Raw genomic sequence first — 24419 nt, 5'->3', positions numbered from 1 at the left:
GTGCCGGGCTAACCGCCCGCTCCCGGGTTCTTCGAAAAAATGGAAAACTTGGCCGCAGCACCATTCATGATGTCGGCATCATCAGGCGGCGTTCTTTTCTGGTGCACGCGCGGCCAGATGCCGGAATAGTGGCGGTTGAGGTCAAGCCAGACATGCAGACCCGCCTCGGTATCCGGCCGGATTGCCGCGGCCGGACATTCGTGCTCGCAGATGCCGCAATCGATACATTGATCCGGGTGAATGACGAGCATGTTCTCGCCTGCATAAAAACATTCGACCGGGCAGACTTCCACGCAGTCCATGTATTTGCAGGCGATACAGTTTTCGGTGACGACATAGGACATGGGGATGCTCGCATGGAGTTGCAGCCGGACGGCGGCTGTCCGGCTGCGCCTGACCCGGTCGCCCCCATGGCAGCGAGACCGGTCGGCTCGGTGGGGCTCAAATCAGAGGCGGGCGGCCACTGCCTGCCAGTTCACCAGATTGTCGAGGAAGTTCTCAATATAGGCCGGACGCTTGTTGCGGAAATCGATGTAATAGCTGTGTTCCCACACGTCGCAGCCGAGAATCGCCTTCTGGCCGAAGCACAGCGGGTTAACGCCGTTTTCCGTGCGGGTGATCTTCAGTGTGCCATCGGTATCCGCCACCAGCCACGCCCAGCCCGAGCCGAATTGCGAAGCGCCAGCGAGGGCAAAATTCTGCTTGAACAGCGCCACCGAGCCGAAAGACTGCGTCAGCGCATCTTCCAGCACCTTGGGAATCGCATGTTTTTGTGGCCCCATGATTTCCCAGAAGAGATTGTGGTTCCAGTGCTGGGAGGCATTGTTGAAGATGCCGGACTGCGCGACCGCACCTTTTTCATAGGTGGCGCGCACGATCTCCTCGAGGCTGCTGTTTTCCCATTCGGTGCCTGATATCGCCTTGTTGAGATTGTCGACATAGGCCTTGTGATGAAGATCATGATGGAACTTCAGCGTCTCCTCGGACATGCCAGAAGGGGCGAGCGCATCATGGGCATAGGGGAGGTCGGGAAGCTGGAAAGCCATGGGGTATTCCTTTGTCACTGTTTGCTCAAGAGCATGGAAAAAGCCTTGCGAAAACAAGGTGACAATACTTCTAGGACCTCAATCACAGTTGAGGTCAAGCGGTTTTTCGGGGGATAAATCCACGAACTGGCGGGCTTATGAAACATGCGCCACGATGGCGCGGATTATCGCTCGTCGACGTTCACCGCGGCGACCCATTCTTCGAGTGCCCTGCGAATTGCCGAGTTCGCATCTTCCCCGCGGACGAATGCCCACCATGTATGTGCGCCTTGCCACAAGGCGGCCATCTGCCAGCCAAGCCGTTCCTCTCTAGCCTTGTCGTGGGTAAGGCGGCAGCCAAGCGCCTGGGCGAGGGTGTGTCCCCAGAGTGCTCCTCTCGCGCGCAGCTGTGGATTGCGAATGTCTTCTCTCAGCAGCAGCAACCCGTCACTGGCGTTTTGTTCTGCGGCTTCGGGGGGCATGAGGCGCATGAGAAGGGATATGGCGCCCTGCGGCGTCAATGGTTCCTCCTCATCGGCTGTTTCCGTTTCCGCCTGCAGCTTGTCCCAGGCGCGCAGAAGCACGGTTTCGACAAGGTCTTCGCGCTTGCCGTAACGCTGCACCAGGGTTGCCGCAGATAGGCCGCAGGCCTTTGCGGCTGCGGCAAAAGTCAGCCCGTCGGGGCCTGTCTGCAACATGAGGGGCAGCAGGACATCCAGCACCTGATCATCTGAAACCGACTTGTGTCTTGGCATGACATATATATAAACGTATATTCATTTATAAATCAAGGAGGATAATATGGCGGTCATTCGCGGATATATCGCGGCGAGTCTGGACGGGCGGATCGTTTCTGGAGACGGCTCCTTGGACTGGCTCTACAAATATGATGATATGGACCTCGGCGAACACGATTATCGCCTTTTCCTGAAAGGAATTCGAACGGTGGTCATGGGGCGGGCGACCTATGATTTCATCGCCGGTGAACAGGCGCCCTGGGCTTACGGAGATCAACGCGTTATCGTCGTCACCTCAAGGCCGATCGAGGGCCCCAAGGGACCTCTGGAGGCGCGCAGCGATGTGGGCTCGTTGATCGAGGAATTGCGCGCACTCGATGATGGCGATGTCTGGATGCTGGGCGGCGGAAAGCTGCAGATGGCCTTTCTGGAGCGTGATGCACTGGATGAGATCGAGATTTATGTCATCCCGGAAATCCTTGGCTCAGGTGAGCCCCTTTTTCCGCTCACCGGGCATCGGGCCAGTCCCACTCTCGTGAGCGCAACGGCAATCGAAAAGGGCTGCGTTCGATTGCACTACCGCTTCTCGTGATGCTCTCGGGTTCATGATGTTAGTGAGGTGGCGAGGAATGGTCGATACAGACCGTGCCAGCTGCTCCCGGCCTAACTGCGCGGTTTCCGCCGTCAAAGCCCGAGAAACTTAAAAGGCTTGGTGTCCTTCAAGCTGTCATTCGCCATCCCCGAATAAATCTGCATCTGATTGGGGCCCAGGTCGAGTTTCTTGACCTTACCCGTCTCTTTCGAAAGGTCGAGTTTTGTCATGTCGATCCAGAAGATGTTCGGCGTCAATGCGGATTCGAAGAAATAGAGCTTGCGCTTGTGGTCTATCACCGTGCGCCAGCGGGTAGAGGAAATATTCGGCTGGTCCGGCGTGGTGATACCGTAGGGAACGGAAACATTGCGGATGACGCTAAAGACGCTGGCTATCGCCTCGACCGGATTTTCGCTCTTGGGGATGGCATTGGCGTAGAATGAAGCCCGGGCGAACCGGTCCGCGGCGCGATTGGTGCCCGGCAGCATGACGGTGCCGCCGATCTGCTTCCAATATTCGTTGAGCGCCAGCTGGTGATCGAAGGTCGGCGAATTGGTCATGACCTGATATTGACGACCGTGGTGGATGACCTGCTTGCCGTCAATATATTCGATGATCGCACTGTCACCGGTCGCATCCGAAAGGGAAAGGTGTAAGGTCGCCAGACGTTCTTCGCCGGGAACATTGTCGGTGACAATGGTGAAAGGGTTCTTCTCGAGCGCGCTGACGGCCTCGTCCACCGTTGCGAAATTATCGAGCGCATATTGCGCCCAGGCGGCGATGGAGAGGCCCGGCGATTTCCCGTCATAAGCGGGATAGCTCGACTCGACCAGCCAGAGAACATTTGCAGCAAGGCCTGCCTCATTCATGCCGTCTGTCGTCGAAATATCGTAACCTGAAGCAATGACGCTGCCGTATTTCGAGGTCCATTTGACCGAATTCGGCCCGGCCTCGCCGGCGCGTTCCATGCCGCGCGGGAATACCCAGATGTTGGTTCCGACATCCGTCTTCCAATCCATCGACCGGGCCGTCATCACCTGATCATTTTCGCCCAGATAGACGAAGCGCGTGCAGGCTTCGGCCACAGATGTCGTCAGTGTGGCGACAGACAATATCGCGGCGGTGCAGGCGGAAAAAATCGGCAAGGTCTTCAGGTGCATGGAAAAGCCTCCGGTGTTCGCGGCACAAGATGCAGCGTATGATAGAAAATCGGACTTGTTGCCGGAAGTCAAATAGGCTTAGCTGCGGACGATTGTCGGGGGGGAAGGCATTGCTAAAATTACCAATTTTTTCGGCCCTTATGGCTTTTTCCGCAACCGCGGCCACAGCTGCGGACGACGTTGTTGCCACACCCGCGCCGGTTGATGTGGCACCAGACTGGGCATTTCAGGCGACGGGTTATCTCTGGGCGACCGGCTTGAATGGCAACGTGTCGCCGTTCCAGCGTGCCCCGACCCTCCATGTGGAGAAATCCTTTTCAGATGTCATGGATGATCTCAATTTCGGTGGGTTTCTCAACATCTGGGGACGTTACGACCGTTTCGTTCTTTCCGGCGATTTAATGTATGTCGATACCACCGACAGCAAGGCAGCCGGTCCGCTGCCTGCGCTGCAAATTCCAGGTTTGCCAACCTTGCCGGCCGGTGCCGCCATTGATGCGACTGTCGACACACAGGAATTCATGGCAACACTGCAGGCGGGTTATCGTCTTATCGACGCGGACGGATTTTCTCTCGACGCGCTTGCCGGCGGGCGCTTCTGGCATATTTCCAATGACGTTGCGGTTACTGCCAGCCACCCACTGATCGGCAGCGTTTCCGCCAGTCATAGGGAGAGTTTCGGCTGGGTGGACCCCGTCATCGGCGCGCGCGCATTTTTCAGCCTCACGGACAAGCTGTCCGTTCAGGGGCAGGTGGATATCGGCGGTTTCGGCGCGGGTTCCGATCTCACCTGGTCAGCACTCGCGACGGTGAACTACATCTTTACCGACACATTGTCGGTCTCGGCAGGCTATAAGGTGCTCGACGTTGATTACTCGCGCGATGGTTATGTCTTCGATTCACGGCTGAGTGGACCGGTTGTCGGGTTGACGTACCGGTTCTAGTGACTGTTGTCGCGAGTCTCATCGCCTTTTCACACCCATCCCAGAAACAATTTTAGTTTCTCCTTAACTTTGGTCTTCATCTCGGTCTTGCAGGGAGATGCGCATTGCAGTAACTTCTGGTTGTTATTTGACTCGAAGAACCAAAGGGCATGAAATTGGCGGGTCGCGCTTAAAATTCACGGATGAAAAATAATATCCATGCCATGGTGTTGGCAGGATTGATTATTTCGTGAATTTCTAATGTGTACGGTTCTTTCAGAAAATGACTAAAGACTATCGTCTCGTAAAGAAAGTTACTACTTTAACGCTTCTTGGATCAGATGAACTGATCTATGTACCCGGTAGGGGATCGACAGCAAGGACAGCTGCAGAGTGAAGCATGGGCGGCATTGCCGCGACAAACTTCATTTCAAATGCAGGCCTCCGAAATATGCCACTTGCTGCTTTCATTCCTGGTTTCCGACGGCTAGTCTCTCCTGACTTTTGTCTCGCAATTGTGCCGGCCGCTCAAATCTCAGCCAATTCCCCGAGGAGCGCGGCGAATGGTTTCAAGCGAACCTTTGCCATTGCGATTTTTGCAAACCTGCTCGCGTCAGGGCAGGCAACTGCACAGTCGCCCGCCGATGATTTTTCCCGCCGGCAGGACCAGCAACAGCAGTTGCAGCGGCTTGAAAACCTGAAACAGATAACTCCTGATGGCGTCGCTGGTCGTGAGAGCCGAGCGCCAGGAGGCGGCGCGAAGTCCGCTGGTCCATGCTTCAATATCTCGCGTGTAGAGATAGAAGGTGCTGCAAGTCTGTCCGCCATTGCGGTCGGAAAAGTCACGAAGCGCTACGACAATCGCTGCGTCGGCGTTGCGGATATTACCACGTTGCTCAAGGCCATCACCGACCTTTATCTGGACAAGGGATTTGTGACTTCGCGCGCTTATGTTCCCCCACAGGATATTGCCGGAACAAGATTGCTGCGGCTGGTCGTCGTCGAGGGTAGGATCTCGGATATCTACCTTAATGGCCACCCGGTCGCGAGAAACGGCGCATTCGCGACGGCTTTTCCCGGCGTGAAGGGTGAGGTCGCCAATATTCGCGATATTGAACAGGGGCTGGACCAGATCAACCGCCTGTCATCGAACGACGCGAAAACCTCCATGTTGCCGGGCAAAGAGGACGGCACGTCCATCCTCAACGTCGAGAACAAGCCGCGCAAGCGCTGGTACGCGAGCATTTCCAACAACAACCTCGGTCAAGAGAGTACCGGTTACTCCCAGACCAATGTTTCCGTCGGCTTCGACGACCTGTTGGGCATCAATGATCAGTTGGGGTTCTCCTACGGTCGGAGCGGCCCGGATTATCCTTGGGACGACGATGGCCGCGGGCACAGCAACAGCTATTCGGTTAATACAAGCATACCTTATGGATACTGGACGTTTTCAACAAATGGCTCCTGGTACGAATATAACAGCACCATTCCCGGCAATTTTGGGCCGATCGAAACCTCGGGCAATTCCGGTCAGGTTGGATTTGGCATAGATCGCGTCATTCTGCGCGACAAGGATTCTATCACGACGCTCAGAGGCGGTCTCACCTACAAGCAGACCGACAACTTTCTTCTCGGCAATCGAATTGAGGTGGGAAGCCGTCGATACACGATTGGCAGTCTGGGCTTGTCGCGTTCACAGAGAATTCTGGGTGGCGTCATCGCTCTCGATTTTGCCCTTGATAAGGGTCTTGATCTCTTCGACGCCGTGGAGGCCGGAGAGCCGGGGGCGGGCACGGCGGATCCCCGGTTTTTGAAATTCAACACTACCGTCAGCGCGACGCGGCCGTTCGAGGCGGCTGGCCAGCGGTTCGAATTAACGACGCTCCTCAATGCCCAATATTCGCCCGATAACATGTTTGGCGCAGAACAGATCGGGCTTGGTGGCTCCAGCAATGTACGGGGCTCAAGGGAAAGCGTCATATTCGGTAACAACGGATTTTTCAGCCGCAACGAACTGGTTTGGCGGACAATGCCATGGGAGGGCACAAGTCTGGCGCCCGTTCTGGGCGAATTACGCCCCTACATGGCCCTCGATTATGGCCGCGTGTTCTCGCAGCATCGCTTCGATTTTCCAGACGGCTATCTCGCGAGTTGGACCGTTGGTGCGAAACTCGTTGGCGGAAACATCAGTGCCGATTTCGGCTACTCCCAGGCATTTTCCAGCAGCGTCAGTCACGGACGCGGCAATCTCATTTTCGCCAGCGTGACGGCACGCTGGTAGGCTTCAAAAGAGAATATTATGGTCAGATCTTCTTTTCACGCCCCCAAATTGTCTGTCGTATTCGCGCTGGTGGCGACTGCCAGTGTCGTTTCCGGCTGCGGTGGCCGGGCAGCGCATCCGGTTGCCTCGACAAACCCTGCCGACAGCGCTTTCGATTGCGCCGGCATCAAGCGCGAATTCGAGGCTAACGAACGGCAGGTCCTGGCAACGGTGAAAGAACGATCCGATGCGAAGGGTAAAAACGTCGTCCTCGGTGCGACAGGTGTTCTTCTGTTTTGGCCGGCTCTTTTCTTTATGGATCCGAAATCGCCAGAGAAACTGGAGATCGACGCATTGCGTAACCGCAATCAGGTCCTTGGCGAGATTGCCAAAAGCAAAAAATGCCCGGCCCCGCAGTCGAAGCTGGCGGATGTCTACAAGAAACTCGACGCCAAGCCGTCCCAGGCCGACACGAGCAGAAAAGACCGCTAAGCCCCAAATTCCGTCTGCCACGAGAGGCGAACAACAATGACATCACAGTTTAAGCGTCTTCCACGCAAAACAACCGACCTCGCATTGTTCGCCAATGCCGGGACGCTGGCTCAAAAAATCATTGCCACCGTTGTCAGTTTTACGCTCGTGCTTCAGCCAGTGCTTCTTCACGCACAGGACATATCGCCGGAAGTTGGAGGATCTTTTGCAAATCGCCCCGGGATAGGGGCTGCTCCGAACGGCGTGCCGCTCATCGATATCGTCGGACCCAACAGCCAGGGTCTGTCGCACAACAAATACAACAATTTCAACGTCGGCACGCCGGGCGTTATTCTCAACAACTACAATGGTGAGATCGGTACGTCGAAGCTGGGTGCCGCGACACCTGGCAATCCAAACCTTCAAGGCAGGGGTGCTGCCACGGTCATCCTCAATGAGGTGACGTCGCAAAATCGCAGTTCTCTCGTCGGGCCGACCGAAGTGTTCGGCGGCCGCGCCGACGTCATTATCGCCAATCCGAACGGAATCACCTGCGACGGCTGCGGTTTCATCAACACGCCACGCGCCACGCTGACGACGGGTGTGCCTGACATCGGCGCTGATGGACGTCTCAATGGCTTCACGGTCAATAGCGGAGACGTCACGTTTGGTCCGAAGGGCGCGAATTTTGCGACAGGGGACGGGAGAGTCGATCTGTTCGATATCGTATCCCGCACCATCCATATTGACGGTACGATTTATGGCGAGGATTTGCGCCTGACGGCCGGCAAGAGCAAGTTCGATTATGCCACGGGGGATGCAACTCCACTTGATGCGACCTCCGGAACACCTGAATACGCAATCGACGGTTCAGCACTCGGGGCCATGCAGGCCGGCCGTATCAAGATGGTCGTCACGGAAAAGGGCGCTGGCGTTCGCATGCGCGGAGACATGGCCGCCAATGCCGGGGAGCTCTCGCTGTCGGCCGACGGCAAAATCTCGATCGGCAATGCCTCTGGCAATAACGGTGTGAACATTTCCTCTAAGGGAAGTGTTTCAACTGGTCGTCTGACCTCGAAAAAGTCGGTGTCGGTTAAGGCGGGCAAGGACACCAAGGTCGCTTCGATCGGTGCTGAAGAGGATATTCTGATCAATGGTGGGGCCGGCTTCATAGATGTCGCCGGTACTCTCGGGACCAGTGGTGCAGTCAACCTTCTGGCAGATGGGCGTATTGCCTTGGCCGACGCGTCGGCTACCGGACCCGTTTCGCTGTGGTCCGGGGCTGGCTCCATTGCCATCAGCGGCACGGCCCAGTCTGGCACGGCGATGTCGCTAACGGCGGCTTCAGGCGCGATCACAGCGGGCTCGCTGCTTTCGAAAGGCGATTTGGCGCTGCTTTCCGGCCTTCATCTCGGGATTTCCGGGCTCGTGCTTGCAGAAGGGAATTTGCAGGCTTCGGCTGGCAGCGACATCCGCTATGACAGTCTGGAGGCAAACGGAGACGTTTTGCTGTCTTCGACAAATGGTGTCATCAGCTTCGATAAACGCACGGCCGCCGGGGGCGACATCAGGATCAGGCAGCAAAATGCCGACCTTTCCAATAACAGGAGCAGACTTGCCACATCCGGCACGCTCTACATCGATGCCAATAATATTAATCTCACCAACAGCACGCTAACGTCAGGTGGCATTGATCTCACCTCATCTGGAACGACAGATCTGACGGGTGCGCGGCTCAATGCTGTCACCGCGAGCAGCACAGCTCGTTCCGTTCAGGGGTCAGGTGACATCGCGATCCAAGCGGGTAGCCTCACTGCAAATGACGTCACCAATATTCTTGCGGCCCATAATCTGACGCTGTCGCTTTCGCAACTTGCCAACGCCGGTCAGTTGGCTGCTGGCAATGATCTTACCCTCAATATCGCTGGCAACCTCACCAACACCGCCACGGGGCTCATCTATGCCGGTAACGACGCGGCACTTTTCGTGGGCGGCGTGCTTGCCAATGATCAGGGGGCGATTGTCGCAGGTCGTGACCTCACAATTGCTGGAAGTGCTTCTGGCGCGCGCAACGCTGCTACGGTCAACAGTTCAGGTCTAATTTCCGCTAGTCGCAATATCTCGATCCTGACGGCAAATCTGCGTAACGAGAAAAGCGTGGCTCCGACCTATACGAGCCAGCAAATCTCAAACGCACTCGTGTCGGCTTATGACACCTATTATGCACGCGAATGTGGAGATTGTTCATCTCCCGTCTCTTTTGCTGGCAAGCAGTTCGTCATTGGTGCGCCCATTCGCCATGTCTATCGTGATGTGACTGAAGACCGTCTCACATCGGCTGGTAGCCCCGCAGCGACAATCGAGGCGGGCAATACGCTTTTTGTCGATACCGTCGATCTTACCAATGCCTATAGCAACATCGAAGCCGGCTCCGGCATGACACTTGTTGGCTCCGGCACGCTGAACAATCTCGGTTTGCAATTGCAGCGTACCACTTCGCTCAATTGCAACCAACAAGGCGGCTGCCAGTATTTTCCCGATGTCATCTATGAGTGGCAGGAAACGAAGACAACGGGCGATACTGGAGGCCACGAGAGCTCATGGCAGGTCTCTATGCCTGGTCCCAGTCCCTTTGGAACGGGGGATGCGTCAAAGGATATCGGGCCGGGACGGACCGTGGAAAGTGTCGAGGCGATCGGCGGTGTTCCCGCGGAGATCCGCTCTGGCGGAGCGCTGAGCATTACCGGTTTTGGTGCCGTTAACAATACCGCCGCAGCAGGTACGATCGCCGACCATGTCGCTGTGGCAGCGCCTGCGCCTTCGAGCGATCCCACCGGATTGCTCGCTGGCATGACCGCAAGCGGTGCGCTGTTCACACTCGGCTCCGTTGCAACCCCGCAGTCCGGTGGCTTTGGCGGCACCATTCCCGGTCAGACGTTCCTCTATGAAACGCGTGCCGCCTTCCTCGATGTCTCGAAATTCTATGGATCGAGCTATTTCCTTGGCCGCATCGGCTACCAGCCGGACCGGCAGATCCAGTTCCTTGGGGACGCCTATTTCGAGAACCAATATATTGAGCAGCAGCTCAGACTGGCGACGGGTTCCGGCTTTACCGGGCAGGATTCGATCGCTCAGATAAAGCAGCTCCTTGATAACGGCGCTGCCTATCTGGGAGCGCAGCAGCGCCCGCTTGGCGAACCGCTGTCGGCTGAGGAGATCGCCAGCCTCACCGAATCCGTCGTCGTATATGAGTGGCAGACGGTGCACGGTACGACCGTTCTTGCGCCGGTACTACATCTCGCCGCCAATGACAGGGAAAGATTGAATTCTGCGGGCGCGCTGATCGCCGGCAATCAGGTGACAATCGATACTGGCCTGCTTGCAACATCAGGCATGATTGCATCGGCTGGTGATCTGACTGTTTCCGGTTCGTCGATCGCGGCGATCGGCGGCACCTTCACGGCGGGTGGCAATGCCTCGCTGAAGGGGAACGAGAGCATTCTGCTGGCCAATGCGAAGGTGAATGCAGGTGGCAATCTCGGCCTGACGTCGAATGGAGACATCAATATCTCCGTGACTGAAAGGTCGACAACCAGCACATTGCGCGACAAGCGGAGTTCGACGACGGTTGTCAGAACCACCAGCCAGGGTTCCGAGATCACCGCGGGCGGTTCGGTCTCAGCCAATGCAGGCGGCAACCTCAACGTCATCGGCAGCACGATTGCCGCCGATGGAACCGTTGGCTTGAAAGCGACCGGTGATGTGACGATCGCCGAAGCTGTCGACACTACCACGATTGACTACGCCTATAAGAAAAAGGGCGGTCTGTTCGGCGGAAGCAAACAGACGACGAGCCACACGGAAACGCAGACCGTCGTCGGATCATCGGTCAGCGGCGGGAAGGGCGTGGCCATTACTTCGGGTGGAGATACCGTCCTCTCGGCCTCGACGGTGACTGCCGGCGATGAGACCAACAAAGCCGATATTAACGTCAGCGCAGGTGGAGATCTGCTGATCGCGTCGGGCAAGAATACGGCGGAGTTCGAGCAGAGTTCATCAGCCAAGGGTTTCCTCTCCAAGAAAAGCTCCACGCAGTACAACTACGACGAAGCGACAGTCGGCTCCGAGCTTTCCGCGTCTGGCAACATCAAACTGGATGCTGGCGGCAACGCTGTCATCGCCGGCTCGAACATAACGGCAGGCGATGCGATCAGCGTCGCGGGTGACAGCGTCGCCGTGATCGGGGCCGAGGAGCAGCATGCGCTGGAAAGCAGCAGCAAGAAATCCGGTCTGTTTGCGGGGTCTGGCGGTGGCTTCCTTTCGCTCTGGGGCAAGGAGCAGAAAGAAAAGAGCCAGTCGTCTACCCTCAACGTTGGCTCCGCGCTCAGCGCTGGAACCGATGTCACGCTCACGGCACGCGAGAACGACGTGAATGTCATCGGCTCGTCCACCATGGCAGGGCGTGACATTGCGCTGGAGGCTGCCCGTGATGTCAATATCACTCCCGGGGCAGAAAGTGCCTCGTCACAGGAGAAGGAAAAACGCTCGGGCTTCGGTATCAGCGTCTCCTCCGGCGGTGGCGGCTTCTCGGTGGGTCTCGGAGTACAGAAGACCAAAGACAGTAAGGAGCAGCAGACCAACACGAACGCGGTCTCTGTTCTCACTGCCGGTCGTGACCTCCTTGTTTCCGCAGGAAACAACGTCAATCTGCAGGCGGCAACAGCCTCCGTCGGACGTGACGTCGACCTCTTTGCCGGGAATGACATCAATCTCCTCTCGGCCAAAGACCGCACCAATTATCAGGAGATGCACGAGAAAACCTTTGCCGGAGTTACGGTTTCCGTGTCCAGCCAGGTTGGCAAGGCCGCCCAGAGCATCATGAGCTCGGCCGAACGGCTGTCGGACGGCGGTGGGGTCAACGCCATCACAAATACCGCCATTGCCGGCCTTGGTTTCTATCAGGCCTATAAGGATCTGCAGGGCGTCTCGTCAGACCTTTCCGCGGGCAAGGGCCTGTCCTTCAACGTGGGTATCAATGCCGGCGTCAGCCACCAGGAGAATAGCGCTTCTTCTTCATTCTCCACGCCTGTCGTCACCGATATTCGTGCTGGTCGCTCCATCAACATCGAGGCAGAAAACGGTAATATAACAAGCGAGGGAGCACAGATCCTCGCCGGCTACGGGAAGGACGGCCTGCCGGTCATCTCTTCCGATGAGCTGACCGGCGACATCTTCCTGTCCGCAGAGAATGGTGACATCAATCTCAACGCGGCCAAAAGCACATCTGACGCGGCAAGTTCAAACAAGTCCTGGAGTGCAAGCGCCGGCATCAATATGGGCTGCACGACGTCGGGCGGCTGCAATGCCAGTGTCGGTGTCAACGGTTCTTACGGCAAGGGCGGTTCCACCACCTCCGCAACCAGCCATACCAATACACATGTCAACGGCACTGGCGATGTGACCATTGTCACCAATGATCTGGCGCTCAAGGGCGCGACCGTCGCCGGCAACTCGGTCACCGCCGAGGTCAGAAACCTGACGATCGAAAGCCAGGTGAATACGGCCACGGCAAAGGCGGATCAGCTCAATGCGTCTGGCCAGATCGGCTTTGGAAACACTGGCGTCTCCGGCTCCACGCAGAAGGCCAAAGGCGATGCGGCGGTCGTTACCGAGCAATCCGGCATCCGCGCCGGAACGGGTGGCATCGATCTTAACATTGAGCAGCACACTTCCCTTGTCGGTGGAGTAATTACCAGCGAGGCTGGCTCCGGACGCAACAACCTCTCTACTGGCACTCTTGACGCCACCGACATCGATACGCATTCAAGCTGGAAAGCCGAAACCTATGGCGGCTCGATTGGTACTGGCGGCCTCTCCATCGCACCGCCGGTCAAGGCTGGCGAGAGCGAGACCGGCAAGGCCTATTCGGCGATCGGCGGCAACATCCCGATCACCATTACCGATCAGGACAACCAGAAGCAGGACATTGGCACGATCCGGCGCGATACCGCCAATACCAACACCTCACTACCCGGTTTGCCAGATCTCGAACACATTCTGCGTCAGCAATACAAAACGCAGGCCGATCTCCAGGAAGCGCAGAAGACAATGGCTGGTTTGGCCGGCGATATTGCTTCCAGTTTCTACAACAACGCGACGACTCAGGCCGAACGTGATCTTTGGGATGAAGGTGGTGCAGGTCGAGCCCTACTTCACGCCATCGGAGGCGGTATCCTTGGCGGCGTCAATGGATGGGAAGGGGCGCTCAGGGGTGCGCTTGGCGGTACCGCATCGGCGCTCATGGCGCCAGCCATTGCGGACCTAGTCAAGGGCATGCTCAAGGACAGCAGTATGTCCGATCAGGACAAGCAGATACTTGCCACGTTGATCGGCGCAAGTTTGAGCGCCGGGGTCGGCGCGGCAGTGGGCGGCGGAGAAGGCGCGGCATACGGAGCTGCGGAATATCAGTACAATTATCTATATCACAATGAACAACTGGCCCGGGAAAAAGCGAAGGAGCAGCTTGCAAAATGCGAGGCGGCAAACACCTGTACAGACACCCAAATCGCAGCGCTGCAGGAGCAGATTGGATATTGGGATCAGCTTGATACGCACCGCGATACGGTTCTTGCGGATTCCTGTAATGCTAACCGGACAAGTCCGGCCTGCGTTGCCACCATCACCGATGCGCTGAAAGCTGTCGAGTATCTGCGTGACCCTGCCAACCCCATGGACCCTTCATCCATGGTTCCGGGCGGCTATGCCGACATGGAAAGGCGGCTGGTCAATGGAGGCTTCGGTGGCTTGTCGAGTCAGGATCTCGCCGCAGCCGTCTACGCCGAACGTCTTCAGACCATCGAGTTGCTGGCGCAATATCCGGATTCCGTCCAGGCGGCTCTCAAGGGTTTTGTTAATCAGTCAATTGTCAACGCAGCCATCGCTGTTCTCACATTTGGCATTGCTGAAAAGCTTGGAGCTACGGGGCCGAAGGGCAACGCTGGTCAAATCTCTGGTGAGGCTACAAATAACCAAAACGGCACGACATCAGGTACATCCGCTGCAAGCAACGCAAATGCCCAGGCTGCGCTGAAGGCTAAATTGTCAGGCTTGCAGAAAGCACAACAGTCAGCTGTCGTCACAAAAACGCTGCCTGATGGTAGAGTTCGTTACTATACGCAGGAAGTTCAAGCGCGAACTGACGGCCCCACGCGCGGTGCATCGTTTGTCACGGAGTATAATCCCTCCACAGGCTCAACAAGGCAGTGGATGGAAAGCTACGATCATTCAGGGAAAGTCATTCGAGTTCATCCCAAGAGCATTGATGGGAGACCGGTAAACGCACAACATTATCCTCCAACGGGGGCAGAACTGGAAGGATGGAAATGACACTGGCACCTGGCGAATTAGCTGTAATGTTTGAGAGGGAACTGCTTGGTGGTTTCAATCCGACGAGAGTTTCGAGACTAGCAACCCGCATTTATCAGCAACATGGCTTGGAACTTACACCGAAAATGGACGGCATAATCCTCACATTAATGGCAATGGAGGAGGGGCCAGAGTTTGAACTAAGTGAAACCGAATTTTTAAGCCTAATCAAAGAGGTTAAATCATTGTAGTAAAAACCATCGGAGATTTCGTCCCATTTCAACCAACACGGAAACACTTGGGCCGAGGAGCAGGAAGTCGACCTCCGTGCAGTCGGCTCGTGCCAGCGTGATTAATTACGACGGCACGCGAAAACGGTGTGGAATCATTTCTAGAAACCCAATCGGAAAACTGAGCGAATGAAATCGATCGGTAGCGCAGTTGAAGAACGGTGTAAAACGGAGCTTCAGGAAGGGGCTCGTTATCTTCTGGAAGACGGAGGCGATCCCGGAGTGCTGGATTTGCTTCGTCGAGAAATCGGAGCCGTTAAAAGCGCTTATTATTTGAGTGGTTACGAGCTTCAAGACTATCGCACCTGTAATTTGCAGGTGAACGGCATGACTGTTTGCCATATAGAAATTTCTGGAAAACAGATCGACGTCTTTGATAAGATAAGTATTTCTGAATACAAAATGGGTCTGAAAAGCAATGCCAAATTAAATTGCAAGTCTCGCTAAATATGGCTGCATCCCGATGAGTTTTTGTCAGTTAAATTATCTAATAGCATACGGAACAGCATTAAAATTTCCTTGGTAGTCCGCCATATTCAGTTGAAAAATGGTGAAGTAATATGCGAGCTAACTTTTTTCGACTGTAATGGCCCCATAAATATCCGGACACGATCTCCCACTTAACAAGTGTGCGAGGTAATGTGCCCATTATGACCAGTCACAGTCCTAAGATAGAAGTCCTGTCCGGCCCTGAGCGCCGCCGTCGCTGGTCGACGGCAGAGAAGCTCGCCATTATTCAGGAAACATATGAGCCGGACGCAACCGTGAGCATCGTTGCTCGGCGTTACGGTATCCAGCCGAACCAGTTATTCACTTGGCGTAAGCTTGCCACCCAAGGAGCTCTGACGGCAACTGCTGCCGAGGAAGATGTCGTTCCAGCATCCGAATATCGCGCCCTTCAAAACCAGGTCAAAGAACTACAGCGTCTGCTCGGCAAGAAGACGATGGAAGGCGAGATTCTCAAAGAGGCGCTTGATATCGCCACCGGCCCAAAAAAACACCTGTTGCGCTCGCTGTCATTGCCGAAGGGAAGTTCCCGATGACGGCCGTGTGCGAGACTTTTGGTGTTGCCCGGTCAAACATGGCGGAGCGGGTGAGACAGCGTCCTTCCAAAGCCCGTGGTCGGCCGCCGTTTGCGGATGATGATCTCGTCGATGAAATCAAAGCGATCATCTCCGAGATGCCACCCTATGGATACCGCCGGGTTCATGCGCTTCTACGCCGTAAAGCCCGTTGGGAAAGCCGCTCATGGCCGAACGTCAAACGCGTTTATCGGGTGATGAAGGTGCATGGCCTGCTTCTCGAACGCCATACTGGAGCCATTGATAGCCGTCGCCACGATGGTCGTGTCGCTGTCGCTCAATCGAATTTGCGTTGGTGCTCGGACGGTTTCGAAATCGGCTGCGATAACAAAGAAAAGGTCCGCGTTGCCTTTGCGCTCGACTGCTGTGATCGCGAGGCAATTGCCCATGTCGCCACTACTGAAGGCATCAAAAGCGAAGACGTTCAGGACCTTGTCATCACGGCCGTCGAAAACCGCTTCGGCCGCATCAATATCCTTCCTAAGCCCATCGAATGGCTGACTGATAATGGATCGTGCTTCATTGCGTCAGACACGAAATCGCTGCTGCTGGATATCGGGATGGAGCCTCGCACGACGCCGGTCCGCAGCCCACAGTCCAACGGAATGGCTGAAGCCTTCGTAAAGACGTTCAAGCGCGATTACGTCTCGGTCAATTCCATTCCGGACGCCAAAACCGTCATCGCCCAACTGCCATTGTGGTTCGAGCATTACAACACGCTTCACCCGCACAAAGCTTTGGGATATCGCTCACCGCGCGAGTTCTTAAACCGTCAAACAGAAATCTGATCCTGTCCGGTTTTTATGGGGCAACTCCAGGTAACTTTTTTCGACTCGAAGCGAGGCGGTTGTTGGAAATGGAACGTCTGATACTAGCAGAATTTCCACCTAGCATGAGATGCTATTACGAAATGACCGCGCTGGAACCACCGTTCGGCTTTTGAGGCGAAAGTGGCGTTTGCCCCACCAATGTTGTGCGTATTTAGGTAGGATACCGCGAGATGGCAGACAATCTGCGAGATATATCAGTTTGGTGCCAGAAATTCGTTCCGGCGCACGACTTGCCGAAAGGTTGGGAGCTCGCCCGGAGGCGCGACTGGGACAAACAGGAGAGGGCGCAGTCGACGCGTCGGAAGGTTTTGCCTGGGGCGTTTGTACTGGGGCAGTTGCAGCGGGAGGATCCATGTAGTGATCGTGCCCGTGTAACGTTAACCGCTCGGTTCAGATCAGAGCCGGTTGCCCCCAGGATCGAATGTGCATCGTCGAAGACGGCAGGCATTTGCTTGGTGGCTACCAAAAATCGGAGTTTCAAAGAACTTTGCAATGGCCCATACAGGATACCGTCCAGAAACGGAGCAGACATGAAGACCAGCCTTGAACATTTGCCAGAACGAAAGCAACGCGAGCTCGCGCGCGTCGTCGGAATTATTCAGGAAGAGTTTGCTGATCTGGTGGAGCGCTCGAAGTCGGACGCCAAGAAGGATGGACGGATTTTCAAAATCATTCTGTTCGGTTCTTACGCGCGCGGCACCTGGGTGGATGAACCGCATACGTCGAAAGGCTATCGCTCGGATTTCGATATCCTCGTCATCGTCAGCAACAAGGAACTTGCCGATCCCAAATACTGGGACAAGACAACAGACCGGCTGATGTGGGACAAGGAGATCGAGACGCCCGTGAGCCTCATTGTCCATGGTGCTCGGGAGATCAGCAATTTCCTGCAGGAAGGGCAATATTTCTTCAGCGATATCCGACGTGATGGCATTGCTCTCTACGAACTCGACGATAGGGAACTCGCCGAGCCGAAAAGCCTCACGGGGCAACAGGCATATGAGGTTGCCANTATCCTCGTCATCGTCAGCAACAAGGAACTTGCCGATCCCAAATACTGGGACAAGACAACAGACCGGCTGATGTGGGACAAGGAGATCGAGACGCCCGTGGGCCTCATCGTGCACGGCGCTCGCGAAATCAGTAATTTCCTAAATGATGGCCAATACTTCTTCGTTGATCTCGCCCGCGAAGGTGTTGTTCTTTACGAATTCGACGATCGGCCGCTCGCAGAGGCGAAACAACTCAGCCCTGCCGATGCACTCAGGGTGGCAGAAGATCATTTTTTGCGGCACTTCCCGGATGCGCGAGATTTCGCTGATGTGGCAAAATATCTCGTTGCGAAAGGTAACCTGCACCTAGCGGCCTTCAATCTCCATCAGGCAGTGGAGAGCGCCTACAACTGCTACCTGCTGACACTGACAAACTATTCGCCTGCGTCGCACAATCTCAAATTCCTGCGTGGACTTTCCGAAGGTCGTGATCACCGTTTGATTGACATCTGGCCGCGCGATCGTCAGCGATTTACCACATGGTACAACATCCTGAATGAGGCCTACGTCAAGGCACGCTATTCGAAGCGTTTCGAGGTTTCCGAAGAGGCGCTCACCTGGCTTCAGGAGCGGACCGCGGAACTTCACAAGCTGGTTGAGACGCTCTGCCGCGAGCACATCGAAAAGCTCGAACAGGCCGCGAACGCCAGCGACTGAGCTTCACCCGTAGCACAAACTCGTTTGAGCTCAGGTCGCAGCCACCGCAGGGTGATGAACCACAGGGTACAACCTATTCTTTCAATCCTGTTCATCGTCTCGTTTTGGTCGGCATGGGTGGCCGTCATTTCCTCGAGCAAACAGGTTTCGGTCGCGGCTCGCTTGTCTACATCACCCAGGTTTCTTAACGCTGCTGGCGCTTGCCGCGATAAGCGTCCGCAGACGCGCTGTAGACTGGTAACCCAGTGGTGCCGACGCCACTCGTATAGTGAAGATGAACCGAAATGAAGTCCACGGGATGCGGCTTATGGACCTGCCTCGGTTCGAAACAAGACCTTTGGCGTCGATGACATAGGCCGTCATGATCCTTATGCGCCCAGGCGCGCTTTTTCGGGGAGGCGGATCGAAGTCGCTGATAAGATTAGCATTCCCGTAAGCAAGGCCAAATGAAAATTCGAGTCGCGCTAGATATGGTTGCGTCCCGATGAGTTTTGCAGCCAATCTGGCTTCATATTTGGTGGGGCAGATGTTGCGGTGAATGTTGGCTAGATTTGGCCAACTGAGCTTGTTGACCTAGAGGTATTCGATCTTCCCGGATTTGCGACGTATCGTTTTTGACCGCGAGGTTGGAGCAACGGCGTAATGACCTTGACAGAGCACCCTAGGAGTCTAGAGGGGGTCTCATGTTCATTTTGGGAGTGTAGACATGAAATCGCTGGCAGCCGTTTCGGCTTTTGTGGGCAAAACCTTTGCGGTCTGGGTCATCTTGTTTGCCGTGCTCGGCTTTTATTTTCCAGATACGTTCAAGCAGATTGGGCCGTGGATCGTCACGCTTTTGTCGATCATCATGTTCGGCATGGGGCTCACACTTTCGGTCGACGATTTTCGTGAAGTCGTAAAGCGCCCGGTCGATGTCACCATCGGGGTGCTCGGCCAGTTCCTCATCATGCCGCTGCTTGCGGTCCTGCTGACCCGGATCATTCCCATGCCGCCGGAAGTGGCAGCAGGCGTGATCCTAGTTGGCTGCTGCCCGGGAGGGACATCCTCCAATGTCATGACATATTTGTCGAAGGGCGACGTCGCCCTCTCCGTCGCCTGCACGTCAGTGACGACGCTTGCTGCTCCTCTGGTGACGCCCTTCCTCGTTTGGTTGTTTGCCAGCCAGTTCCTGCCGATCGATGGTTGGGCAATGTTCCTGAGCATCGTCAAGGTCGTGCTGGTTCCCTTGGCCCTTGGTGCTGCCTTGCAGAAGCTTTTGCCAGGTGTCGTCAAGGCGGCCGTGCCGGCTTTGCCGCTCGTGAGCGTCATCGGTATCGTTTTGATCGTCTCGGCGGTTGTCGGCGCATCGAAGGGCGCGATCGTGCAGTCCGGCCTGATGATCTTTGCGGTCGTGGTTCTTCATAATGGGCTCGGTTATCTGCTCGGCTATTTCGCGGCAAAGGCGACCGGCCTCTCACTCACCAAGCGCAAGGCAATCGCCATCGAGGTGGGCATGCAGAACTCCGGTCTCGGTGCCGCTCTTGCGACAGCGTATTTCTCGCCTCTCGCAGCTGTGCCCAGCGCCATCTTCAGCGTCTGGCACAATATCTCCGGCGCGTTGCTGGCCAACTGGTTTTCGGGCCGCGTGGACACGACGGCGACGACGAAAGCCGGATAGGATCGCCGGACGAAGATTGGCCGACGGGATATGAAGCAGCCCGAAAGGGGTTCTTCGAAACATGACGCCTTAGATCCGTAACGTCTCGACCAAAATCGTCATCGACGCGGAAGCACTATTCGCGTCGATGGCCGAAGGCGACGATCAAGAGCATGAAAGTGTGAAAGCCCCGACCGCTTTCATATCGATATAGGTTTCGGCGGCAAGGTCGCTTGTTATCGCACCACAAAGACTGCCGGTGGTGACGATCTGTCCGCGCTTCAGCGTTCCATTCCTATTGAGCTTGGAATTGGCGAAAGCGACGAGCGGGGCGAGCGGATCGATATTTGGGTGTTTCACCACCGCATCGAAACGAAGCTCTGTACCTTCGGTCACCGTCAGATGCGGCAGATCCCCGGTATTTTCGGCTAAGGTATTAATGATTGCCGCGTCGATTTCCGGCCCGAGAACAAACCCGCGATTGGCAAGGCGATCCGCCAGAAAGAGCGGGAAGGGGACCTGGTTCTTTTCCACCAACCGGTAGCCGAGCAGCTCGACGCCGAGGTGAACGGCGTCGATATGTGTCAATATATCGGCCCTGCTTAGCGGGGTTGCGGTTGCCGCGGGTATATCGGAGGCGAGGGTGAAACAGATTTCCACCTCGATGCCTTCAACGTCTCTTCCCGTAAAAGACGCGACGTTATCCTCATCGACGCCATAACAATCGACCATCGGCGCAGCGACCGCGTTCCCGTCCGGCCGGATCGCCAGCTTCCAGCCTCCCACTGTTTTACCGGAAACTTCAACGAAAGCTCGTTGAACGGCAATGGCTTCCTCAAGGCCGTCTGGAACGAGGCCATCCGCCTGGATTGTCGCCAGCGCAATTTTGCTGCTGTTCAAGCCTGCTTTCACAAGGCCCTGGGCCAGTTTTTCGATCGCCGTCATTCCAGTCATCATCCCTCATTCTGTCTATTGGCCGAATGCTGTCACGATTTGGCGCTGCTTGCCAAGGCCATCAATGCCAAGTTCGACGACATCTCCGGCTTTCAGGAAGACCGGCGGCCTCATTCCAAGGCCGACGCCCGGTGGTGTGCCGGTCGTGACCACGTCACCTGGCATGAGGCGCATGAAACGGCTGATATAGGAGACGAGAGTGGCGATAGGAAAGATCATCTTCTCGGTCGATCCGGTCTGCATGCGCTGGCCGTTGACATCGAGCCAGAGTCCGAGGTTTTGCACATCGTCGACTTCGTCCGGGGTGACGAGCCATGGGCCGAGCGGGCCGAAGCCAGGGCCACTTTTTCCCTTTGTCCATTGGCCGCCGCGCTCGATCTGGAAGGCGCGCTCCGAAACGTCGTGACAGACGCAATAACCGGCGACGACGGAAAGCGCGTCCTTTTCGCTGACATTGTAGGCGGGCTCGCCGATTACGAAGGCGATTTCCACTTCCCAGTCGGTTTTTTCCGAATCCTTCAGCAGCACGATCGGATCATTCGGCCCGGAAATGCAGGAGGTGTGTTTGTTGAACAGCACCGGCTCCTCCGGGATCGGCGTGTTGGTTTCGAGTGCGTGGTCGCTGTAATTCAGGCCGACTGCCACGAAATTTCCGACTGCGCCGACACAGGCGCCGATCCTGACATCTGGTGACACGATGGGAAGTGATGAGAGGTCGATTTTGCCAAGGTCAGCCAGAGAACGGCGCGAAAGCGTCTGACCGGTGATGTCGGTGATAACGGAAGAGAGATCGCGGATATTTCCATCGGCATCGATTGCTGCCGGCCTTTCATGACCGGATGGGCCACAACGGAGAAGTTTCATGCTGTTTTCCTTATGCTGCCGATTGCTGAAGGGCGTTTTCGCCCAGCGAAAATTCGAGCCGGTAAAGCCCGCTTTCCACCGACCCCGTCAGCTCCTGTTTCGACAGTTTATGTGCCAACGCGTCGCTGGCATTCGTTACGGAAAGGGCGGAGCCGCCTTCGATGAGGATGATCCAGTTGGGCACGCCCACCTGCCGACCCTTTCGCTCTGCTGTCGCAAGGCTGCTTGCGCCATTGTCCGCAATGCACAGGTGCACGCCGCTGACGCCGTTCAGTTTGCCGATCTCGGTCAGCGCTTGTGATAGCGCATATCGCAACGCTGCCTTCCGCCCATCGGCGGCATCAAACCGGAAGGTGGCGATAAAGCCGCCGTCACCACATGCATGGGAGTATTCGGTGTTGCACACGCCGCGCGTCGTGTTGCGAAAGTCGGCGGTCGATTTTTTAGTCCAGGGCGTGGGGCTGTTCAGCCGCTCCAGGTAGGGCTGGCCAACCAGCACCTGTGCGTCCGCCGCTTCGTAGAGCGTGAAATATTCCGGCGTGCCCTGTTCGGCGACATAGCGGCGTCCGCGCAGGAAGCCGGGGATCGCCACGCGTTCCGGAATATGCTCGCGATTATGCCATTCGATGAAGTTTTCGCGGCCTTCCGGCAAGATGTCGTTCCAGATGGCGACGACGGCTTTTCCCAAAAGAGACATAGGTTACCTCAATATGTTGCACGACCGCCGGACAGGTCAAAAACCGCGCCGGTCGAAAAACTGCATTCGGAAGAAGAGAGCCAGGCCACCATACTGGCGACCTCGGCGGGTTCGAGAAATCGGCGCATCGGGATGCGCGAGAGAATATCGTCCAGCCGTTCCTTCGGCGCGTCGATGCTCATCGCCGTCAAGGAAGCGGCGGGTGTGATGGCGTTGACAAGGATGTCCGATGTCGCCAGTTCCTTGCCGAGGCTTTTCGTCAGCGCCACCAACCCCGCCTTGGCGGCGCTGTAGGCGGCGGCCTGATGCATGCCCTCTTTTGCCTGGATCGAAGCGACATTGACGATGCGGCCGGCGCGGCTCCTCTTCGCCGTCTCGATCATCAGCGGTACGAGGGCACGGCAGACAAGAAACGAACCGATGAGATTGACGTCGATGATCCGACGGAATTCCTCCACCGGGATTTTCCAAAGCGGCGCGACATTGCCGACAATGCCGGCATTGTTGACAAGAATATCGAGCCTGCCGAGTTGGCTGCGCAACTCGGCGGTAGCCACGTCGATGCTTTTAGGTTCGGTAATGTCGACACCGGATGACGGAAGGCCGGCAAACTGGTGTTGTTTTACGCAGGCTGGCAGGTCCCAATGGACGACCGTCGCTCCGCAGTCGCGAAGGCGCTGGCTGATGGCGGTGCCAAAGCCGCCCGCAGCGCCGGTAACAACCGCCACCTTGCCCTCTAAATCATAATATGTGGACATGTTTTAAACCATTGTTCCGCGTGCCAGCCCGGCGGCATCCGCCGGACTGGGAGCATCCGTGCTTATTTGGCGATCAGGCCGTTGGTGAAGAAGGCGTTTGCCGGCATATCGGTCTTGATGTCCTGATATTCCTTCATCAGGTCGAGTGTCTGCTGCCAGTCGGCAACAGCCATTTCTCCGAGCGGTGCGAAGGGGGCCGTGGGCGACGGCAGAAGCTTGAGCGAGATTTCAAGCTGCTCTTTGAGGAGTTTCGGATCGCCGGTAGGCTTTTCCTTGACCGCTGCCGCAACCGCCGCATCAGGATCGGCCTTGGCCGCTTCGATGGATTTCAGCGATGCCGCGACGAAACGTTTGACGAGGTCCCCATTGTTGTCGATGAGCTTCGTGTTGGTGACGATGGTCAGGCCCTGCGTGTTCACACCGAGTTCCGCAAAGGAAAACACCTTCTGTTGCAGGCCTTTGGAATTCAGAACCACCACCTGGTTTTCAAGCCCGCCGAGGATGCCTGCTGCGCGATCCTGCATGATGGCGATGATCTTGCCGGGGCCATCCACATTCAGAATGTTGACCTTGGAGGAGTCGACGCCGTTTTTCTTCCAGATGGCTGGCAAGAGGGCGAGAGATGCTTCGCCGGCACTGGCGGCGACCGTCTTTCCTTCCACGTCCTTTATGGAGTTCACGCCGGAATCCGCCCGGAACGTCATCGCATAAGGCGAGGTATTGAGCAGGCCAAGCACGGATTTGACAGGCGCGCCTTTCGAAGCGCCGGCAATCACGCTGCCGCCATCGGCAATGCCGAACATATCGCCGCCGGTTGCGACGGATTGCACGGTGCGTGCCGAACCCTGACCTTCGCCGATTTGCAGATCAATGCCGGCATCCTTGTAGAAGCCTTTTTCCGCGCCGTAATAAAAGATCGTGTGGACGCCACTCAAAAGGAAATTGAGGCGGAGCGTCACCTTGTCTTCGGCTGCGGCCGATTGCACACCCGCCAGGCCGACGGTAAGGGCAAGCACGCCGCCCGCCAGTGTTTTCTTCATTGTATTAAACATTTTATCCTCCCTTT

General features: G+C 56.4%; 19 protein-coding genes and 1 pseudogene. 11 read left to right on the top strand and 9 right to left on the bottom strand.

Annotated features, from left to right (window positions below):
- Positions 1-8: 8 nt before the first annotated feature.
- From fdxA to ASD46_RS21180, 3 genes are all read right to left on the bottom strand, one after another.
- Complete coding sequence (gene fdxA / locus ASD46_RS21190) at positions 9-344, bottom strand: ferredoxin FdxA (protein ID WP_060642639.1); 336 nt, start codon at positions 342-344, stop codon at positions 9-11.
- Between the two features lie 102 nt (positions 345-446).
- Positions 447-1046 carry a superoxide dismutase gene (locus ASD46_RS21185; protein ID WP_060642638.1) on the bottom strand — a complete coding sequence of 200 codons (600 nt, stop codon included), beginning with the start codon at positions 1044-1046 and terminating at the stop codon, positions 447-449.
- Positions 1047-1210: 164 nt separating this feature from the next.
- Positions 1211-1780 (bottom strand): TetR/AcrR family transcriptional regulator, encoded by a 570-nt coding sequence (locus ASD46_RS21180; protein ID WP_060642637.1) that lies wholly within the window; start codon positions 1778-1780, stop codon positions 1211-1213.
- A gap of 46 nt (positions 1781-1826) precedes the next feature.
- Here ASD46_RS21180 and ASD46_RS21175 point away from each other — a divergent pair, with 46 nt between their 5' ends.
- Complete coding sequence (locus ASD46_RS21175) at positions 1827-2354, top strand: dihydrofolate reductase family protein (protein ID WP_019567030.1); 528 nt, start codon at positions 1827-1829, stop codon at positions 2352-2354.
- 92 nt (positions 2355-2446) lie between these two features.
- Here ASD46_RS21175 and ASD46_RS21170 read toward each other — a convergent pair whose 3' ends face one another.
- Complete coding sequence (locus tag ASD46_RS21170) at positions 2447-3514, bottom strand: linear amide C-N hydrolase (RefSeq protein WP_060642636.1); 1068 nt, start codon at positions 3512-3514, stop codon at positions 2447-2449.
- A gap of 140 nt (positions 3515-3654) precedes the next feature.
- On the opposite strand from ASD46_RS21170, the gene ASD46_RS21165 reads away from it, so the two are divergent.
- From ASD46_RS21165 to ASD46_RS21115, 10 genes and pseudogenes are all read left to right on the top strand, one after another.
- On the top strand, positions 3655-4458 hold the full coding sequence (locus ASD46_RS21165; protein ID WP_060642635.1) for a hypothetical protein: 804 nt from the start codon (positions 3655-3657) through the stop codon (positions 4456-4458).
- A gap of 379 nt (positions 4459-4837) precedes the next feature.
- Positions 4838-6718, top strand: a complete 1881-nt coding sequence (locus tag ASD46_RS21160; RefSeq protein WP_060642634.1) for a ShlB/FhaC/HecB family hemolysin secretion/activation protein — start codon at positions 4838-4840, stop codon at positions 6716-6718.
- Between the two features lie 18 nt (positions 6719-6736).
- Positions 6737-7189 carry a hypothetical protein gene (locus ASD46_RS21155; RefSeq protein WP_060642633.1) on the top strand — a complete coding sequence of 151 codons (453 nt, stop codon included), beginning with the start codon at positions 6737-6739 and terminating at the stop codon, positions 7187-7189.
- Positions 7190-7225: 36 nt separating this feature from the next.
- On the top strand, positions 7226-14554 hold the full coding sequence (locus tag ASD46_RS21150; RefSeq protein WP_060642632.1) for a hemagglutinin repeat-containing protein: 7329 nt from the start codon (positions 7226-7228) through the stop codon (positions 14552-14554).
- On the top strand, positions 14551-14784 hold the full coding sequence (locus ASD46_RS21145; RefSeq protein WP_060642631.1) for a hypothetical protein: 234 nt from the start codon (positions 14551-14553) through the stop codon (positions 14782-14784). Before ASD46_RS21150 ends, ASD46_RS21145 begins: the two co-directional genes overlap by 4 nt.
- A gap of 168 nt (positions 14785-14952) precedes the next feature.
- Complete coding sequence (locus ASD46_RS21140) at positions 14953-15270, top strand: hypothetical protein (protein ID WP_060642630.1); 318 nt, start codon at positions 14953-14955, stop codon at positions 15268-15270.
- A 203-nt stretch (positions 15271-15473) separates the two neighbouring features.
- A protein-coding gene (locus ASD46_RS21130) for an IS3-like element IS1312 family transposase (protein WP_156390085.1) occupies positions 15474-16693 on the top strand; the annotation gives its coding sequence in 2 pieces (ribosomal slippage) (positions 15474-15816 and positions 15816-16693; 1221 coding nt in all).
- 572 nt (positions 16694-17265) lie between these two features.
- Positions 17266-17746 (top strand): annotated as a pseudogene (locus tag ASD46_RS27845) (nucleotidyltransferase domain-containing protein); the annotation flags it as partial.
- A gap of 1 nt (position 17747) precedes the next feature.
- Positions 17748-18444 (top strand): HEPN domain-containing protein (locus ASD46_RS27200; RefSeq protein WP_156390099.1); only part of this gene is annotated, 697 nt, incomplete at its 5' end.
- Positions 18445-19150: 706 nt separating this feature from the next.
- Complete coding sequence (locus ASD46_RS21115) at positions 19151-20101, top strand: bile acid:sodium symporter family protein (RefSeq protein WP_060642628.1); 951 nt, start codon at positions 19151-19153, stop codon at positions 20099-20101.
- 144 nt (positions 20102-20245) lie between these two features.
- Here ASD46_RS21115 and ASD46_RS21110 read toward each other — a convergent pair whose 3' ends face one another.
- The 5 genes from ASD46_RS21110 to ASD46_RS21090 form a co-directional block, all read right to left on the bottom strand.
- Positions 20246-21025, bottom strand: a complete 780-nt coding sequence (locus ASD46_RS21110) for a hypothetical protein (protein ID WP_060642627.1) — start codon at positions 21023-21025, stop codon at positions 20246-20248.
- Between the two features lie 24 nt (positions 21026-21049).
- Positions 21050-21898, bottom strand: a complete 849-nt coding sequence (locus ASD46_RS21105) for a fumarylacetoacetate hydrolase family protein (RefSeq protein WP_060642626.1) — start codon at positions 21896-21898, stop codon at positions 21050-21052.
- Positions 21899-21908: 10 nt separating this feature from the next.
- Positions 21909-22595 carry a DUF4286 family protein gene (locus ASD46_RS21100; protein ID WP_019566628.1) on the bottom strand — a complete coding sequence of 229 codons (687 nt, stop codon included), beginning with the start codon at positions 22593-22595 and terminating at the stop codon, positions 21909-21911.
- Positions 22596-22603: 8 nt separating this feature from the next.
- A complete protein-coding gene (locus ASD46_RS21095; RefSeq protein WP_060642625.1) occupies positions 22604-23353 on the bottom strand; it encodes an SDR family NAD(P)-dependent oxidoreductase in 750 nt (249 codons plus the stop codon).
- Positions 23354-23415: 62 nt separating this feature from the next.
- Positions 23416-24405 carry an ABC transporter substrate-binding protein gene (locus ASD46_RS21090; RefSeq protein WP_060642624.1) on the bottom strand — a complete coding sequence of 330 codons (990 nt, stop codon included), beginning with the start codon at positions 24403-24405 and terminating at the stop codon, positions 23416-23418.
- Between the last annotated feature and the right edge of the window lie 14 nt (positions 24406-24419).

The organism is Rhizobium sp. Root491, assembly GCF_001427205.1.
Classification (GTDB): Bacteria; Pseudomonadota; Alphaproteobacteria; order Rhizobiales; family Rhizobiaceae; genus Agrobacterium; species Agrobacterium tumefaciens.
This window is presented reverse-complemented; position numbering and strand designations above follow the sequence as displayed.

Coding starts and splice junctions, on each gene's coding strand:
- fdxA (WP_060642639.1), bottom strand. CDS start 344: ATGTCCTATGTCGTCACCGAAAACTGTATCGCCTGCAAATACATGGAC.
- ASD46_RS21185 (WP_060642638.1), bottom strand. CDS start 1,046: ATGGCTTTCCAGCTTCCCGACCTCCCCTATGCCCATGATGCGCTCGCC.
- ASD46_RS21180 (WP_060642637.1), bottom strand. CDS start 1,780: ATGCCAAGACACAAGTCGGTTTCAGATGATCAGGTGCTGGATGTCCTG.
- ASD46_RS21175 (WP_019567030.1), top strand. CDS start 1,827: ATGGCGGTCATTCGCGGATATATCGCGGCGAGTCTGGACGGGCGGATC.
- ASD46_RS21170 (WP_060642636.1), bottom strand. CDS start 3,514: ATGCACCTGAAGACCTTGCCGATTTTTTCCGCCTGCACCGCCGCGATA.
- ASD46_RS21165 (WP_060642635.1), top strand. CDS start 3,655: ATGGCTTTTTCCGCAACCGCGGCCACAGCTGCGGACGACGTTGTTGCC.
- ASD46_RS21160 (WP_060642634.1), top strand. CDS start 4,838: ATGGGCGGCATTGCCGCGACAAACTTCATTTCAAATGCAGGCCTCCGA.
- ASD46_RS21155 (WP_060642633.1), top strand. CDS start 6,737: ATGGTCAGATCTTCTTTTCACGCCCCCAAATTGTCTGTCGTATTCGCG.
- ASD46_RS21150 (WP_060642632.1), top strand. CDS start 7,226: ATGACATCACAGTTTAAGCGTCTTCCACGCAAAACAACCGACCTCGCA.
- ASD46_RS21145 (WP_060642631.1), top strand. CDS start 14,551: ATGACACTGGCACCTGGCGAATTAGCTGTAATGTTTGAGAGGGAACTG.
- ASD46_RS21140 (WP_060642630.1), top strand. CDS start 14,953: ATGAAATCGATCGGTAGCGCAGTTGAAGAACGGTGTAAAACGGAGCTT.
- ASD46_RS21115 (WP_060642628.1), top strand. CDS start 19,151: ATGAAATCGCTGGCAGCCGTTTCGGCTTTTGTGGGCAAAACCTTTGCG.
- ASD46_RS21110 (WP_060642627.1), bottom strand. CDS start 21,025: ATGACGGCGATCGAAAAACTGGCCCAGGGCCTTGTGAAAGCAGGCTTG.
- ASD46_RS21105 (WP_060642626.1), bottom strand. CDS start 21,898: ATGAAACTTCTCCGTTGTGGCCCATCCGGTCATGAAAGGCCGGCAGCA.
- ASD46_RS21100 (WP_019566628.1), bottom strand. CDS start 22,595: ATGTCTCTTTTGGGAAAAGCCGTCGTCGCCATCTGGAACGACATCTTG.
- ASD46_RS21095 (WP_060642625.1), bottom strand. CDS start 23,353: ATGTCCACATATTATGATTTAGAGGGCAAGGTGGCGGTTGTTACCGGC.
- ASD46_RS21090 (WP_060642624.1), bottom strand. CDS start 24,405: ATGTTTAATACAATGAAGAAAACACTGGCGGGCGGCGTGCTTGCCCTT.